The organism is Paenibacillus sp. YPG26 (genome assembly GCF_023704175.1).
Classification (GTDB): Bacteria; Bacillota; Bacilli; order Paenibacillales; family Paenibacillaceae; genus Fontibacillus.
The window spans coordinates 2,012,517-2,026,923 of sequence record NZ_CP084530.1; the positions used below are offsets into that span (position 1 = coordinate 2,012,517).

The 14,407-nt window shown below is 46.0% G+C and carries 11 protein-coding genes; 9 read left to right on the forward strand and 2 right to left on the reverse strand.

The window, feature by feature from the left end:
* Positions 1-51: 51 nt before the first annotated feature.
* The 4 genes from LDO05_RS09470 to LDO05_RS09485 all read left to right on the forward strand — a co-directional run bounded on the left by LDO05_RS09470 (position 52) and on the right by LDO05_RS09485 (position 6,282).
* Complete coding sequence (locus LDO05_RS09470; RefSeq protein ID WP_251375166.1) at positions 52-1,266, forward strand: alpha/beta hydrolase; 1,215 nt, start codon at positions 52-54, stop codon at positions 1,264-1,266.
* Positions 1,267-1,836: 570 nt separating this feature from the next.
* The gene (locus LDO05_RS09475) at positions 1,837-2,760 is read left to right on the forward strand and encodes a tyrosine-type recombinase/integrase (RefSeq protein ID WP_346657559.1); all 924 of its coding nucleotides are present in this window, start codon (positions 1,837-1,839) and stop codon (positions 2,758-2,760) included.
* 66 nt (positions 2,761-2,826) lie between these two features.
* Complete coding sequence (locus LDO05_RS09480) at positions 2,827-3,918, forward strand: DUF3900 domain-containing protein (protein ID WP_251375167.1); 1,092 nt, start codon at positions 2,827-2,829, stop codon at positions 3,916-3,918.
* 816 nt (positions 3,919-4,734) lie between these two features.
* Complete coding sequence (locus tag LDO05_RS09485; protein ID WP_251378684.1) at positions 4,735-6,282, forward strand: 2-isopropylmalate synthase; 1,548 nt, start codon at positions 4,735-4,737, stop codon at positions 6,280-6,282.
* 77 nt (positions 6,283-6,359) lie between these two features.
* Here the strand turns inward: LDO05_RS09485 and LDO05_RS09490 are convergent, their stop codons facing one another.
* A complete protein-coding gene (locus LDO05_RS09490) occupies positions 6,360-7,289 on the reverse strand; it encodes an L-lactate dehydrogenase (RefSeq protein ID WP_251375168.1) in 930 nt (309 codons plus the stop codon).
* A gap of 322 nt (positions 7,290-7,611) precedes the next feature.
* On the opposite strand from LDO05_RS09490, the gene LDO05_RS09495 reads away from it, so the two are divergent.
* The 3 genes from LDO05_RS09495 (at position 7,612) to LDO05_RS09505 (ending at position 10,487) form a co-directional block, all read left to right on the forward strand.
* On the forward strand, positions 7,612-8,568 hold the full coding sequence (locus LDO05_RS09495; RefSeq protein WP_251375169.1) for a polysaccharide deacetylase family protein: 957 nt from the start codon (positions 7,612-7,614) through the stop codon (positions 8,566-8,568).
* A 71-nt stretch (positions 8,569-8,639) separates the two neighbouring features.
* Positions 8,640-9,920, forward strand: coding sequence for a VPS10 domain-containing protein (locus tag LDO05_RS09500; RefSeq protein ID WP_251375170.1), 1,281 nt, complete (start codon positions 8,640-8,642; stop codon positions 9,918-9,920).
* A 138-nt stretch (positions 9,921-10,058) separates the two neighbouring features.
* Positions 10,059-10,487: a DUF2500 domain-containing protein gene (locus tag LDO05_RS09505; protein WP_251375171.1), complete on the forward strand. Its 429-nt coding sequence runs from the start codon at positions 10,059-10,061 to the stop codon at positions 10,485-10,487.
* Between the two features lie 115 nt (positions 10,488-10,602).
* Here the strand turns inward: LDO05_RS09505 and LDO05_RS09510 are convergent, their stop codons facing one another.
* Complete coding sequence (locus LDO05_RS09510; protein ID WP_251375172.1) at positions 10,603-11,931, reverse strand: FAD-dependent oxidoreductase; 1,329 nt, start codon at positions 11,929-11,931, stop codon at positions 10,603-10,605.
* Positions 11,932-12,260: 329 nt separating this feature from the next.
* Here LDO05_RS09510 and gerQ point away from each other — a divergent pair, with 329 nt between their 5' ends.
* Together gerQ and LDO05_RS09520 are read left to right on the forward strand one after the other, a co-directional pair.
* Positions 12,261-12,737 carry a spore coat protein GerQ gene (gene gerQ / locus LDO05_RS09515; RefSeq protein WP_251375173.1) on the forward strand — a complete coding sequence of 159 codons (477 nt, stop codon included), beginning with the start codon at positions 12,261-12,263 and terminating at the stop codon, positions 12,735-12,737.
* A 299-nt stretch (positions 12,738-13,036) separates the two neighbouring features.
* Entirely contained in the window at positions 13,037-14,338 is a 1,302-nt protein-coding gene (locus LDO05_RS09520; RefSeq protein ID WP_251378685.1) for a hemolysin family protein, read from the forward strand.
* Positions 14,339-14,407: the final 69 nt, after the last annotated feature.

Genomic DNA, 14,407 nt, shown 5'->3' on the forward strand with positions numbered 1-14,407 from the left:
AGCTGGAGTACAAAAGTGCAAGAAGCTAAACCCAAGCTTAGGCTGTTGAGAATGAGTATGTATGTTATATCTGTGCTTGCCCTTGGTATTTCTACCCTGGCATCGGTGTATTTGCCTGTTGTCCAGCTGCCGGAACCCTCAGGAAGCTACGCAGTGGGCACTAGAACCCTTCATTTTACTGATACCGAAAGAGAAGAAATATTTACAGAACGTTCAGAGGATAAAAGAGAACTTATGGTTCAAATCTGGTATCCCTCAGTTCATCAGCAAGGAGATAAATCAGCACCAATCTTCCCGGAGAATAATGAAATTTTCCGGAAATATATTCATGCTTACGCTTCTTATTTAAGGCTTCCTGATTTCGTTCTCGATTATTGGAAGTATTTCAGAACTAATTCTATTGAGAATTCGAATATACTGCGTTCTTCCCAGTCTTATCCTCTAATCATTCTCTCGCATGGCGAAGGTACGGGACGAATTCTGCATATCTCTCAGGCAGAGAATCTTGCCAGCCATGGATATGTCGTAGCAGCGATAGACCATACCTACAGTACAACAGCTACGGCTTTTCCGGATGGAAGAGTAACCTTACATGACCGAGTAAATACGGAAGAAGATAAGTTTCTCGCATTTGCCAAAGAGACGGGCAAGGTGTGGAATAGCGATATGAACTATGTGATCAGCCGGTTGGAACGAATGAATTCAGGTGAGGAGATCAGCTTTCTTAAGAGCATGCTGGATATGAAGAACATTGGAATCATGGGGCACTCTTTTGGGGGAGCAACAGCTTTTCACGAGGTGCAATTTAATCCCAAGGTCAAAGCAGGTTTGAATATGGATGGAACCCTATATAACCTTAGTCTGCCGAACGGTCCACTTAAGCCGTTCATGATCCTGAGAGCAGAGGATTTCAACACATGGACCACCAAGTATAAGCAAGGCGCTATTCAAGATCCACAGCTGAACAAAATGATCTCTTCTGAGCTTCAAGTGATGAATCAGATAGTCAAGAGCGGAGGGGATATCATGTATATACAAGGAACTTCACATTATAACTATACAGATCTCCAACTATATTCCAAGCTTATACAGCTTACAGGGATGACCGGAAATATAGATCGTTACAGAAGCGCAAAAATCGTGAACGAATATGTATTGAACTTCTTTGACAGGCAACTCAAAGGGACAGGCGGAGACCTATTGAATGATTTTTACTCCACGTATCCTGAAGTGAAAATGATGAAGAGCAGCGATTTAAGTAAGTAAACACAATATTAATATTACAATGCCTGAAAAATTCACACTAAAAAACAATACTGAACCTAGCTACATTATCTATCCCACATTCAAATACTTATCTAGCTTTGAACACCAAAGTAGAAAGAGTCCATCTAGGGTCATAATATTTATTATGTTAACCAATACTATTTGCCTGCCATAGCCTTGGTCACAAGTGCCCCACGCAACAGCTGATGTGTGTGAACTGGACAAATACACTAGGACAGAGATGGTCAATGTGGATTTGCAGAAATTACTCACTAGTTTTCATTATTCAAATTCATATTCGGTCAATGATCAGGAAGTGGACGATTCGTAAACATACAACAGCGGCTAAGTAGCCACGGTTCATATTATTTGTAGCATTCTATGCAAAACAGCGTATAATATATGTTATACGCTGTTTTTGATAGAATGAAATAAGATTATTTCCTATGACCTATTGGTCTTAATAATTGGAATCTATTTAGGCACTAAATCCCTACATAGCTCAACAATTCACAGCGTCCTGCCCATCGTTATGTTAAAATAAATGCCGGTACGAAGGAGTGAATCAGCTTGCAAGACACTACCCAGGAATTATATGCTGATGAGCTGGAAGCTTTTCTGATATGGATGAAAGATGCTGGTTACACCAGTCATACACAGAAATCCTATCTCAGTGATGTTCATGAGTTTCTGGGCTCATTAAATGGCAAACCCGTAGGTTTAATCAAAAAGTTTCATGTTGTCGCTTTTTTGTCTGCGGTACGTGAACGGGGAGTCAGTGACTCCACACGGAATCGCAAGCATGCTTCGGTGAATTGTTTTTTTAAGGCATTGATTGAACTCGAGCTGTATTCCGATAATCCGGCTGCGGGCATCAAGAAATCAAAAATGGACAAGAACCGTGCACCCGTATTCCTCGATGAGGCGGACTTGAGCAAGTTCCTGCAATCTGTTAATGGCAAACACAGGCTTCGGAACATGGCTATATTTCTGCTAATGGCCTACATGGGGCTTAGGGTTGGAGAGGTTCATGCTTTGAACCTTGCCGATTTCAACCCGCAAAGGAAGCTGCTTAGTGTATACGGTAAGGGCCGCAAGTGGCGTTCGATTCCTATTCCAGAGGCTGTTAATGAGATTCTCGAGCAAGCTATTGAAGAACGTCTCAGTCCTTGGCGCGCCAAAGAGACGGCAATGTTTATCTCGCAGAAAGGAAGAAGGCTGTCTATTCGCTGTATACAGCAGGTTGCGGCGGATACTTTTGAGCGATTTCAGAATGAGGTTCCTCCTGATCGAAGAGCTGCTTATTCAAGCCATAAGCTTAGGCATTCATTTGCCACCATGCTGCTGCGAAAAGGCGCGGATCTAAGAACCGTGCAAGAACTGCTTGGTCATTCCTCCATTCAGACCACCACGATTTATACGCATATTACAAATCGGGAGAAAGAGGAGGCCGTTGGCCGGTTAGAAATTCAAATCCCGATTTTAGATAGTTAACTTAATTTTTATTATGTAAACCTACACTATATATTTACTAATTTTCACTAGCAAAGGGGTCCATACATGCAGTTCTCAATCCAATTCTTGTCCTTCTTCGTCATTCAAGTCGAGGGCAGCGAATCTCAAGGCACAAGATCATACAAACACTATCAAACGTTGGATGGATATGAATATATCGATAGCGAGATTAAGAAGTTCCTCGACGGGGAGTTCACCCGCATCGCCAAACGAAAGGTAGAGAAGAATCCCTCTGCTGAGCAGGCCCCTACCAAAATAGGTACCTTCATCGTAGAGCCCGGTCATGAGCTCGATAGCAATCCGAACTTTAATCTGTTCACACGCCTCCGGGCAGCTGAAGAGAAAGAAGACTTCAAGAATGCATGTGATGATCTGATGCGGAGTTATCTGGATACTAGCGCTGTACGCGGAGGAGCCATGATTATCGTACAGGCTGAGCTGGCTACCCATTCAGATACTCCTATTATTTTCTTGCTCAAGTGCGATTTCGAACAAAAGATTGCCCGGATTTCAGACGAGAAGAGCCTCGTGAATCAGGTGGAAATGGCCATAAGTGCCCGTAATATGAAATCTATTCAATATCCTTATATGCCAGAAGAGGGCATGTTCGAGGAATGGGAGCTTAAGATTCACCAATCTTCTCATGCCCGTTACTTTGAGGATTTTTTAAAGTTCGTGACCTACGAACAATCAATTCCAGAGATCGTGAATGATCACGTTATGAATTTTGTCCAAGATTATGTGGAGACCAAGTGGCCGGATGAGACTCACGAAGAACGCCAACATGTGGAGAGAGAACTGGAGTTCTGGGCAGCAAGCGAGAAGAGGGATATCCAGGAGAAATGGGAACCTGAAGCCGTCGTAGAAGCAGCCGAAAGAATCATTGAGATCAAACCCGAAATCGAGTTGAAATTCCGTATCGGAGACACCATGGTACGGGGACGGCTTGCTGACTTTGGAGATAACATTCACATCGCGAAAGTGAACGGCAGATACGCAGTTATCCTGGAAGGTGATTCATTCGTATTCGACAAAGGCTTCTCCCCTGTGGAACTGCTTCAGCCTGAATCTTTCGAGGTAGTAGCTGAGCGCATCATACAGAAGAAAACCGAAGAACCCGAAGAATATCCGTTCTAAAAGCGCAAAATACCATATAATTAATAATATTAATAATAATCATTAATGCTATTAATTACCTCTGAGAAGCCTTACTCCTTAAGGATTTTTCTATCCATTGGGATTTTTTTCATAAAAAAATATTGACTATTTTCTTCCATCCTGCATATAATAGCTTCAACCTCAGAAACATCGGCATTGAAGAGGATCTGGACCGGGCGATTATGTTGCAGAGAGTGGGGAGCATGCTGAAATCTCCACCATAATTCCGATTCCATCTCACCTTGGAGCTGCTGTTCCCATCATGGATATTCCATCAAGAACAGCCGGGCTGCACCCGTTACCGTGCGAAAGCTAATCGAAGTTTAGCTTTCATGAGACAGCTAGACCTAACAGGCCGCTGTGAACATGGGTGGTACCACGGAAGATAACCCCTTTCGTCCCTGATTGCAATTTAGAATTGCATGGGATGAATGGGGTTTTATTTATTTTTATAACATACAACAATGCAATGACAAGGAGCAGGCATACGGGCCCTTAAGTCCAGAGAGCGATGAGATTGCTGGAATCATCGTCTTAAACCCGAAGCCAACTCGCCTTGGAGCAGCTCTTCTGAAGCTTGTACTCGGGTCAGAATAGGAAGAGCCGGTTGGCACCCGATATACGTGCTGGATCACAGCATTACGCTATGATCTACTGAGACGGCAGAGCTGAACGCTTTGCCGTGAATCAGGGTGGTACCGCGGAAGAAGAATCCTCTTTCGCCCCTGTTGCCGATGTGCAGCAGGGGCGAAAGAGGTTTTTTTCATATAAAAAAAACGAAAAGGTGGAATGATGATGCGCAAAATCTATGTATTGGACACGACGCTCAGAGATGGAGAACAATCACCAGGAGTCAGCTTATCTTCACAGGAGAAGGTTGAGATCGCTCTTCAGCTTCAGCGCCTGGGTATTGACCGCATTGAAGCTGGATTCCCCATTACTTCAAGGGGGGAAGTTACGAGTGTGCAGGAAGTTGCCAAGGTCATTACCAACGCTACCGTAGTAGCATTCTCACGATCCAGAGAGCAGGATATTGATGCCGCAAGAGAAGCGCTGAAGCATGCGGTTGATCCTTGTCTGCACCTGTTCCTGGCCACCTCACCTATTCACCGGGAATACAAACTTCGGATGGATAAGAGCAAGGTGCTGGACACTCTTGAGGCAGCGATCCGATATGGCCGGAAATACTTCGATAAGGTGGAATTCTCAGCTGAGGATGCCAGCCGTACAGAAATCGAGTTCTTATGTGAAGTTACAGACCGGGCGATTCGGGCAGGGGCTACCGTCGTTAATCTTCCGGATACTGTGGGATTCGCCACTCCGGAGCAGTTCGGACGTATTTTCAAGACCGTGAAGGAGAAGGTCAGCGGAATTGAACGGATTCAGCTCAGCACACACTGTCATGATGATCTGGGTATGGCGACGGCGAACACGCTTGCGGCCATTGAAGGCGGCGTGGACCAGATCGAAGGAACAATTAACGGAATAGGGGAGCGTGCAGGGAATACGGCAATTGAAGAAGTGGCGCTTGCGCTAGAGACCCGGGGTGACCACTATGGAGGCGCCAAAACTTCTCTGGTACTAAGCGAAATCTATCGTACCAGCCGGCTTGTGAGCAAGCTGACAGGCATGACGGTGCCCGGTAACAAAGCCATAGTGGGAGCCAATGCATTTGCCCACGAATCGGGGATTCATCAGGACGGCATGCTGAAGAACCGCGCCACCTATGAGATTATTAGTCCCGAGACGATCGGAATCAGATCAAGCAAGCTGGTGCTTGGCAAGCATTCGGGCAGACACGCCTTCAAGGAGCGCTTGATTGATCTCGGTTACACGCTTGATGAGGAACGTTTAAATATTGCTTTTGCCAAATTCAAAGACTTGGCTGACCGCAAGAAAGAGGTCCTTACAGAAGATATCCGGGCTATCATGGACGAGAACGTTACGGAAGGTCCCGTTCCTTATAAGCTGGACAGTATTCAGGTATCCTATGGCAATCACTCTCTGCCCACGGCTGCGATTCGGATAGTCAGGGAGGATGGCAGCACGGTGGAGGAGGCATCCATAGGCAACGGTTCCGTAGATGCTGTATACCGCGCGATTGACAAGGCCACTGGACTGCATTCCCAGCTTGAGGATTACAAGATACATTCCGTAACTCAGGGCACCGATGCATTAGGAGAGGTTCATGTTGTGCTTCAGATGGAGGATATATCGGCAACAGGAAGAGGAATCAGTACGGATATTATCGAAGCTAGCGCCAAAGCATATCTGGATGCCTTGAACAGATTGGCAGTACGAACTCAAGATCCCGAGCGGGAAGGGAACATATCGATTCAATAAACATTTACTTAACAGCTCTATGTTCAGGCTATATAAAAACAGACGGAACGCCAAAGCGCTCCGTCTACTGCCTGTTATTACAGTTCAAGCTTCTCAATCTCGGATTTGAGTTTGTTCGCCGAGGCGCGAAGTTGCTCCAATTCTTGATCGCTCAGGTTCAGATCCAGCACTTCTCTAACACCAGAACGATCCACTACACTCGGAATTCCGAGATAGACGTCGGATATACCTTTGTAATCAGTAAGCAGGGTAGATACGTTAAGCACTGATCCTTCGTTCTGGAGAATAGAAGCTACAATCCGGTCCAAAGCCAGGGCAATAGCATAGGATGTAGAACCCTTGGCGTTAATAATCTCATACGCGGCATTCTTGGTATGGGAGAAGATATCCTCGCGTTCTTCCTCAGTGACCTCAAGCTTCACACCGGCTACATTCGCAAGACTCCACAGTGGCAGCTCAGAATCGCCGTGCTCACCCACGATATGAGCATGGATACTGCGCGGGTTGATTCCCTTGTTCTGGCCAATCAGATAACGGAATCTTGCACTGTCAAGCAGAGTACCCGATCCGATAACACGATTGGTAGGGAAGCCGCTCTTTTTCCAAGACACATAAGTCAGGATGTCTACCGGGTTCGTTGCAACAAGGATGATACCATGATCGTTATATTTCACAATGTTCTGAATAATGCTGTCGAATATGCCAGCGTTTCGTTTCAACAGATCAATCCGAGTCTCTCCAGGTCGCTGTGACGCCCCTGCTGCGATGATAACAATGTCAGCACCCGCACAGTCACTGTAATCGCCAGCCCACAATTTAACTCCACCTGTAAAAGGCAGTCCATGATTCATATCAAGCGCTTCACCATGGGCTTTCTCATGATTGGCATCAATCAATACGAGCTCCGAGACACGCTCTCTTAGTAGTAAAGTGTATGCGGTGGTAGCCCCTACCGCACCTGTTCCAATAATTACAACTCTGCTGGAACTCATTTTGGATGTTGTCATTAAATCATCTCCTCAGGTAAAAGTTAAATGCTTGGGTAATAAATTGGCAATCAATACTCTTCCAATTTATACCCAATAAAAGGCCTTTTTACAACTTCCTTGGTTATTCATTCACTATGTATACAGGAAATTGTTGCTAGCCTAGCCCTATTGTACACGTAAATCGACAATAAATTAAGCACATATACATAATAATAATTATGTCAACTATATTGGCGGATTAATAATAGTTTAGGAGATTGTAACCACAGGTGTAACCTTTCTGTAAGATTCACCCTGTCTATTTATATTATCCTAGTATTAATAAATAGAGAGGAAAACGGTGAATTTGGTCATGGAACGGAGTAACAAGACACGTACGGAACGGGCACACCAGGTAAGGAGAAAGAGAAACCGGCTAATCATCACCATCAATTTGCTTCTGATCAGCGTTATCGCATTTACAATGGTTCTCACCTACAATATTAAGCAGGAACAATCAAGCTCGGCGCTTCCGAAGCTGTCTGCCTTGAATTCAGAGAGACCAGACGCAAAGATTCTTAAAGAGAAGCACCAGCATGCTCCATCCCCAGTACGGCAGCAGCCTGTTAGACAAAGTCAGAAATCACCTGACAAGAACACTAGAGTCACTCCCGGGGCCGCCACCGTAACTACAGAGCAGAGTAAGATAAAAGTTGTCTACTTGACCTTTGATGACGGTCCGAACCAATATACAGATCAGCTTCTGAATATATTGGGCAAGAATAACATTCATGCCACTTTCTTTATGATAGGTTCCCAGCTTCGAGATGGGAATGACTCGGTGAAACGACTGATTCGTGAAGGCCATTATCCCGGACTCCACAGCATGAGCCATAATTATAACAAGCTGTATAAGAGCGGAGACGCCAAGCATTTCATTCAGGAGTTCAAGCAAGAGCAGGCACTGCTCTACAAACTGACCGGGGCGAATACCAACCTCATTCGGGCCCCTTATGGAAGCGCTCCCCAAATTGGTTACCATTTCCGGACAGATATCTATAAAGCAGGCTTCAAGCTGTGGGACTGGACTACGGATTCAAAGGACTGGAGCTATGAAGGACACCCTGAGAAGATCATTCAGCAGGTGAAGCGTCAGGCTCACCGGAGACAGGAGATTATTCTGCTGCATGAGAACAAACAAACTGTTCAGGCGCTGCCTCAGATCATTGCCTGTCTGAAGCGAAGAGGTTACTCCTTCGCCGTATACAAGCCTGAACATCATATTATAGTTAATTTCGGGAAGGACTCCCGTCTATAGTTGCAATAAATCTATATGATATAATATAGTTTATTAGTTATTTATCACTTCTTAGAGGAGGGGATTGGTCTTTGATCTTATGGCGTTCTATCACCTTGATCCTACTGATAACGGGCGTACTGTTAACAGCCTGTACTTCAGATACATCGAACGAAGCTTCAGTCCCTGCACAGGATGAGACCCAAGATTCCGGACAGACAATTACAGTAATTGAGCAGAATACCATCAACAAGATTAATACCAATGCAGAGACGGCGAGCAAAGAGAAATTTCAAATACAGACAAGATTGTCTGATTTTCAGCTTATATCGGATACAACAGGTATTGCCTGGGGATCCACACGGAACGAGCTCAGGCTGTATCTGACTCAAGATAGCGGTAAGATATGGAAGAATATATCCCCTTCATCTTCGGTCCAATTTCAGAGTAATCCTCATTATGGCAGGGATATCTTCTTCATTGACTCCCAGACAGGATGGGTTGTCCGGAATTCGTCGGGATCAGCAGAGACCGTTGTCCTGCGTACGGTGGACGGTGGCGTGAACTGGAAGTTAGCTTCGTTACCCCAACAGGCTAAGTCGGCTGCCATTTTCTTCGTATCGAAGAATGTGGGATGGATAATCACAGAAGATGATCAGAACTCGCTTGAGCCCCATAAGAGCCTCTACCGCACGAAGGATGGCGGAGTGAAGTGGGAGAAGATTATGGATAACTCGCCCAACACAGACATTAGAGGGGGGAGTCTGAACCCTGCGATAGGCACACTGAGTGGAATGGTGTTCACAGATGTGCACCATGGATATGTCACTTCGATATGGTTAGATCAGCCCCATCTTCACACCACAACGGATGGGGGAGTAACCTGGAAGGAGAACAAGAGCTTCTTCAATATGGAGAAATATCAGGGCTGCGAGCAGTTCACAAGCAGCGCGCCGGATTTCTTTGGGGAAAGTACCCAGGAAGGCTGGATTTCGGTAGGCTGTACCAAGAATGGACAGACGAAGTTCAGTGCTTATTTTACTACGGACTCAGGCAATAAGTGGAATTATGTTCCTTTCCCGCTTGGATGGCAGTCCGGGGTGAACCAGCTGCTGTCGCCGACCTTTCTGAATAGCAAGGAAGGTTGGGCCTTGCAGTCAGGCAAGGTATTTCATACCACATCTCAGGGTGTAAAGTGGGCAGAGCTGCCTGAAAGTTCTGTGTTAAAGACGACTATGAGCAAGTACCCGGAGGTCGTCAAGTTTCAGTTCTATTCCTCCAAGGTGGGCTGGCTCCTGGTTCAGACCAAAGATCTAAAACGGTCGTTGCTGTTACAGACAAAAGATGGGGGAATACGCTGGCACGTGCTTTGAACAAGCCGTGTCAGTTTTTTTATTATCGTTGTAGCCATTTAACGAAAAGGATCATACAATTTTCTCACTTACAAGCATATACATTAGTATGTGGAAAGTGATTGCTTTCCTTGGTACCCATGGGAAAGGGGGCAGAACATGATACAAACTGGCTTTGAAGTCTTCGACTTGGCTGGGACCATCTTTCCAATTTTCTTCGTAATTGTGATTACTATTATTCTAGTGTCGGTGTCAGGAGGGCTATACCGCTGGTTCAGCAACAACAAACAGCCGGTGCTCAGTGTCAACTCTGTAATCAGCAGTAAGAGAACAGCAATTTCACATCATCAAGACTCCGATTCCTCTGCTCATCATTCCATTATGACTTACTATTTGACCTTCGAGGTGGAGAGCGGAGACCGGTTGGAGTTCAGGGTAAGCGGTGAGGAATTTGGCCAGTCCGCGGAAGGTGATGAAGGAAAGCTTACCCTCCAGGGAAGCCGTTATCTTGGATTTGAACGGAATAGCCGAATTCATGCCGATGCTACACTGGATCGAAGCAATGTACGGCGACACTCGCATATGTGAATATTACGTCTTGGCCACCTTCCGCTTGCAGTGGAAGGTGGTCTTTTACTCTAGGTTAAGCGGCTATGGTATAAATAAAGACCCCCAATTAAATTGGAGGTCTACTGCAGCGTAGTTATTCAGATGCCACTTTCTCAGGCTTGATCATTTGACTAAGGAGCTTCAAAGCAACCTTGCGCCCGCTGGAGAATGCTCGTTCAGCCAGTTCCCCTTTACCTACACAGCCATCGCCGCAAAAGAAAAAGGGTACATCCGGCAGCCGATTGGGAAGCAAGCGGTTCGTACTGATATTCTTCACGCTGGAGACCATCGCCTTTTTCGAGACCCGTTTCACCTCGACAGCCTCCCGCCAGCCTGGATAATACTTATCGAACAGGGACTCCATGCTGTTCGTCTTCTTCTCCAGATATGCCTTACGTTCCTCATCATCCTTAAAGTCATCGTTCAGATAAGCGATCCCCTGCAGCAGTTGTCCCCCTTCGGGTACAACGGTATAATCCGTGGCAGAGACGTCACTGATGAACATCTTGTTCGTCATGTCGCTGATGTAGTGGAAGGGTCTTGCTACGACTTCCTTGAAGCCAATATCATAGACCATAACCTCGGTAGGAGTATTATCTTTGTATGGATCCAGGTGAACCGACCATTCGGTATTCTCAAGCAGCTTCACAGCTTGTTGAACAGGAGTAGCAATGATTACTTTATCAAATACAAGTGCTTCATGATTCTTGGTTCTAAGAAGGAATTTGCCGTTCTCCTGGGCAATAGATTCCACAGGCTCCTTGAGGGCGATGTTCCACTTCTCATTGTGGTCAATCTTGTCCTGAAGCTGATCCGTAATTGCAGCCCAGCTGCCGAGGATATAGTTCACCGGCTTGGAGGACAAGAAGAGATTATGGTAATATTCCGCGATAACCTCACCGGATACTTTACGGGCATCCGAGGGGGTAATGAAGAAATTGGAGCACACAAGATGCTTCCATAGTTCTTTGACATCATCTGAAGCGTGGGAATGATCCAGATAATCACCCAGGGTATCGTAATTCTTCAGGTGATGGACATGACCGATGATGGCGGCGATCTCAGCTACAAAGCGGACTTTCTCCATACTGCTGAGGACATCCGTCTTCATAATATTCATGAAATCAAGCGGAGCGGGAGTCAGATGATCGTTCTTCGCGTATACCACTTTGCGCTTATCCACCTGTTTGCTTTCAAAGACCAGACCGAGATCTTCCTCCAGATGATGCAGGGTATGGCGGTCAATTCCGTATACAGCGTGGGCCCCATAATTGAGCGTGAAGCCTGACTTCTGATAAGTAAAAGCTCGGCCGCCGAGCTGTGGACTGCGTTCAAATACCGTGCCTTCCAATTCGCGGTTCTCGGATAAATAGGCGGCGGCGGTCAGACCAGCTAAACCTCCACCGATAATGGCGATCTTCATGAGAGCGTACCTCCTAAAAGTTCTGCGGACTCAATACCACTTTAATTGGAACTAAGTGAACAAGGATTCACTATCAGTATATGCTATTCATGAAAGCGCGTCCATAGAAATAGACACGTTTTGTCCACACTTGTAATCGCAATCATTTCCTTAAACGAAGATGGTGAAGTAAGGATTTTACATTTTTTATAGTCACAAAATGGGCGAATGCACATAGGATATACCGTTGATGAAGAATGTTAAAAAAAGAGGCCGCGTGATTGTCGTCAAAAGCCGTTTCTGAAGACGTCAAGCTGCCGAAGATTTAACTTTTGAGGAGGAAGCAAGTTATGTATAATCCGCAATATCGTCCGGTTTCTTACAGGGTTGGCAATAACAACAACATAGGAGCACCCATGGGCAGCACTTCGGGTCCAGGAATGGGCTCCACTACAGGTCCTGCAGCAGGAGGAACTGGTACTTATCCACCAGCAGCACTCGGTATTCCATTCTCGCCTCAAGGAACCGCAATGGTATCCCCAGCGAATATCACGGAGCAGTCCTTCATCGAGAATATTTTACGTCTCAATCTGGGCAAGGTCGGAACCTTCTATATGACTTACGAGAACAACCGGGAGTGGAATGCCAAAATATTCAAAGGCGTGCTCGAGGCAGCTGGCCGCGACCATATTATCATCAGCGATCCCAATACCGGGATGCGTACAATCCTGCTTATGGTTAATCTGGATTTTGCCACGTTTGATCAACCGTTAATTTATCAATATCCAGGTGTCATCGGGAATCCACCTGCCCAGTCGGGAAGGTAAGATGATATAACGGAGTCTGAACACGAGATACAAGGCATCACGCTAAGTCTGGATCATTATCCGGCTTGGCGTGATTTTGCATATAGACATATCACCCACACCGGGCGAGATTTGGATTAAGAACCAAAAAATTAAGTGTATATGTCATATCCTGAAATTTGACTGTATAAGGTATAATAATATAATAAGATATGAATGAAATTGACATTCATGATTTGAATACCGAAGGAGGTGCACCTGTTCACCGCAGAACGCAGCTGTGGACAGGAGATGTATTGGACAGTGACCCTTTACCAAGTATTTTGCAAGTGGTACTCATTTTATTTTTGGTGGTGTTAAATGGATTCTTTGTGTCCGTAGAATTTGCGATGGTAAAAATCCGCAGCAGCCGAATTGAAGCCTTGGCAGAAGAGGGTCGGCGCAATGCCCGGATCGCCAAACGGATGATCAACAATCCCGAAGCGTTCCTGTCTGCCTGTCAGCTCGGAATTACCCTGTGCTCTCTTGCGCTGGGCTGGTTAGGAGGGCCGCTTGTAGCGGCTATGCTTAAGCCGGTATTCTCTCTATTTGGTTGGGGAGATCCCCTAATCCAGGGAGTATCCTTCACCACTGCATTCATTCTCATTGCCGTGCTTCATATTGTACTCGGAGAGCTTGCTCCCAAAGCCATAGCAATCCGCAGGGCAGAGAATATTACCCTGCTCTCGGCTGGACCGATGTCGGTCTTTCACAAAGCCGTTTATCCATTCATCTGGGCCCTTAACGGGCTGGCGAATGCCTTGTTACGTCTTTTGCACATCTCGCCGGATTCGGATCAGGACAATGTGCATACGGAAGAAGAGATTCGGGTCCTGATGAAGGAGAGTGGAGAGAGCGGCCTGCTCGACAGCACGGAGCTGACGATGGTGGACAATATCTTCGAGTTCGCCGACACGACCGCCCGGGAGATTATGATCCCCCGTACGGAAATGATCTGTTTATACTCCCAAAACACACTTGATGAAAATTTGGAAATCGCGCTTGAAGGTATGCGCACCCGTTATCCGGTATGCGATAACGATAAAGACCATATCATCGGATTCATCCATATCAAGGATTTGATTCGCACGGGCAGTCCCGATTACCGGGATTTACTTCGGCCGATGATGACGGTCCCTGAGTCCATACCGATCAGTGACCTGTTGAAGCGCATGCAGAGAGGGAAGACCCAAATCGCGCTTCTGATCGACGAATATGGAGGGACTTCAGGGATTGTTACCCTAGAGGACATTGTTGAACAAATTGTAGGTGAAATTCAGGATGAATTCGATGAAGAGCGGCCTGGATTTGAACAAATTGGCGACAATATGTATTCGATTGATGGGTTGATGCTGATCGATGCCGTTAATGACCGTTTCGGTCTTGAGATGGATTCGGATGATTATGATACGATTGGCGGATGGCTGTACTCAAGGATCGAGGTACTCCCGCCGCGAATTGGCCAGTCTGCCGAATATGGGGGCTGTACATTCATTGTAGAAGAGACGGATCAGAAGCGGATATCGAGGATTAAGCTGCTCAGACATGAAGCATTCGTACAGCTTGAAGAAGCAGGGGCTTAATCAAAAATCTCACTATTAAGCAGAGTCTGCCCAGAAGGCAGGCTCTTTCTTATTGAGTCGCAATCCTAA

Bases quoted from the DNA above. Each gene is read 5' to 3' on its own strand.
- LDO05_RS09470 (WP_251375166.1), top strand. From the start codon at position 52: ATGAGTATGTATGTTATATCTGTGCTTGCCCTTGGTATTTCTACCCTG.
- LDO05_RS09480 (WP_251375167.1), top strand. From the start codon at position 2,827: ATGCAGTTCTCAATCCAATTCTTGTCCTTCTTCGTCATTCAAGTCGAG.
- LDO05_RS09485 (WP_251378684.1), top strand. From the start codon at position 4,735: ATGCGCAAAATCTATGTATTGGACACGACGCTCAGAGATGGAGAACAA.
- LDO05_RS09490 (WP_251375168.1), bottom strand. From the start codon at position 7,289: ATGACAACATCCAAAATGAGTTCCAGCAGAGTTGTAATTATTGGAACA.
- LDO05_RS09505 (WP_251375171.1), top strand. From the start codon at position 10,059: ATGATACAAACTGGCTTTGAAGTCTTCGACTTGGCTGGGACCATCTTT.
- LDO05_RS09510 (WP_251375172.1), bottom strand. From the start codon at position 11,931: ATGAAGATCGCCATTATCGGTGGAGGTTTAGCTGGTCTGACCGCCGCC.
- gerQ (WP_251375173.1), top strand. From the start codon at position 12,261: ATGTATAATCCGCAATATCGTCCGGTTTCTTACAGGGTTGGCAATAAC.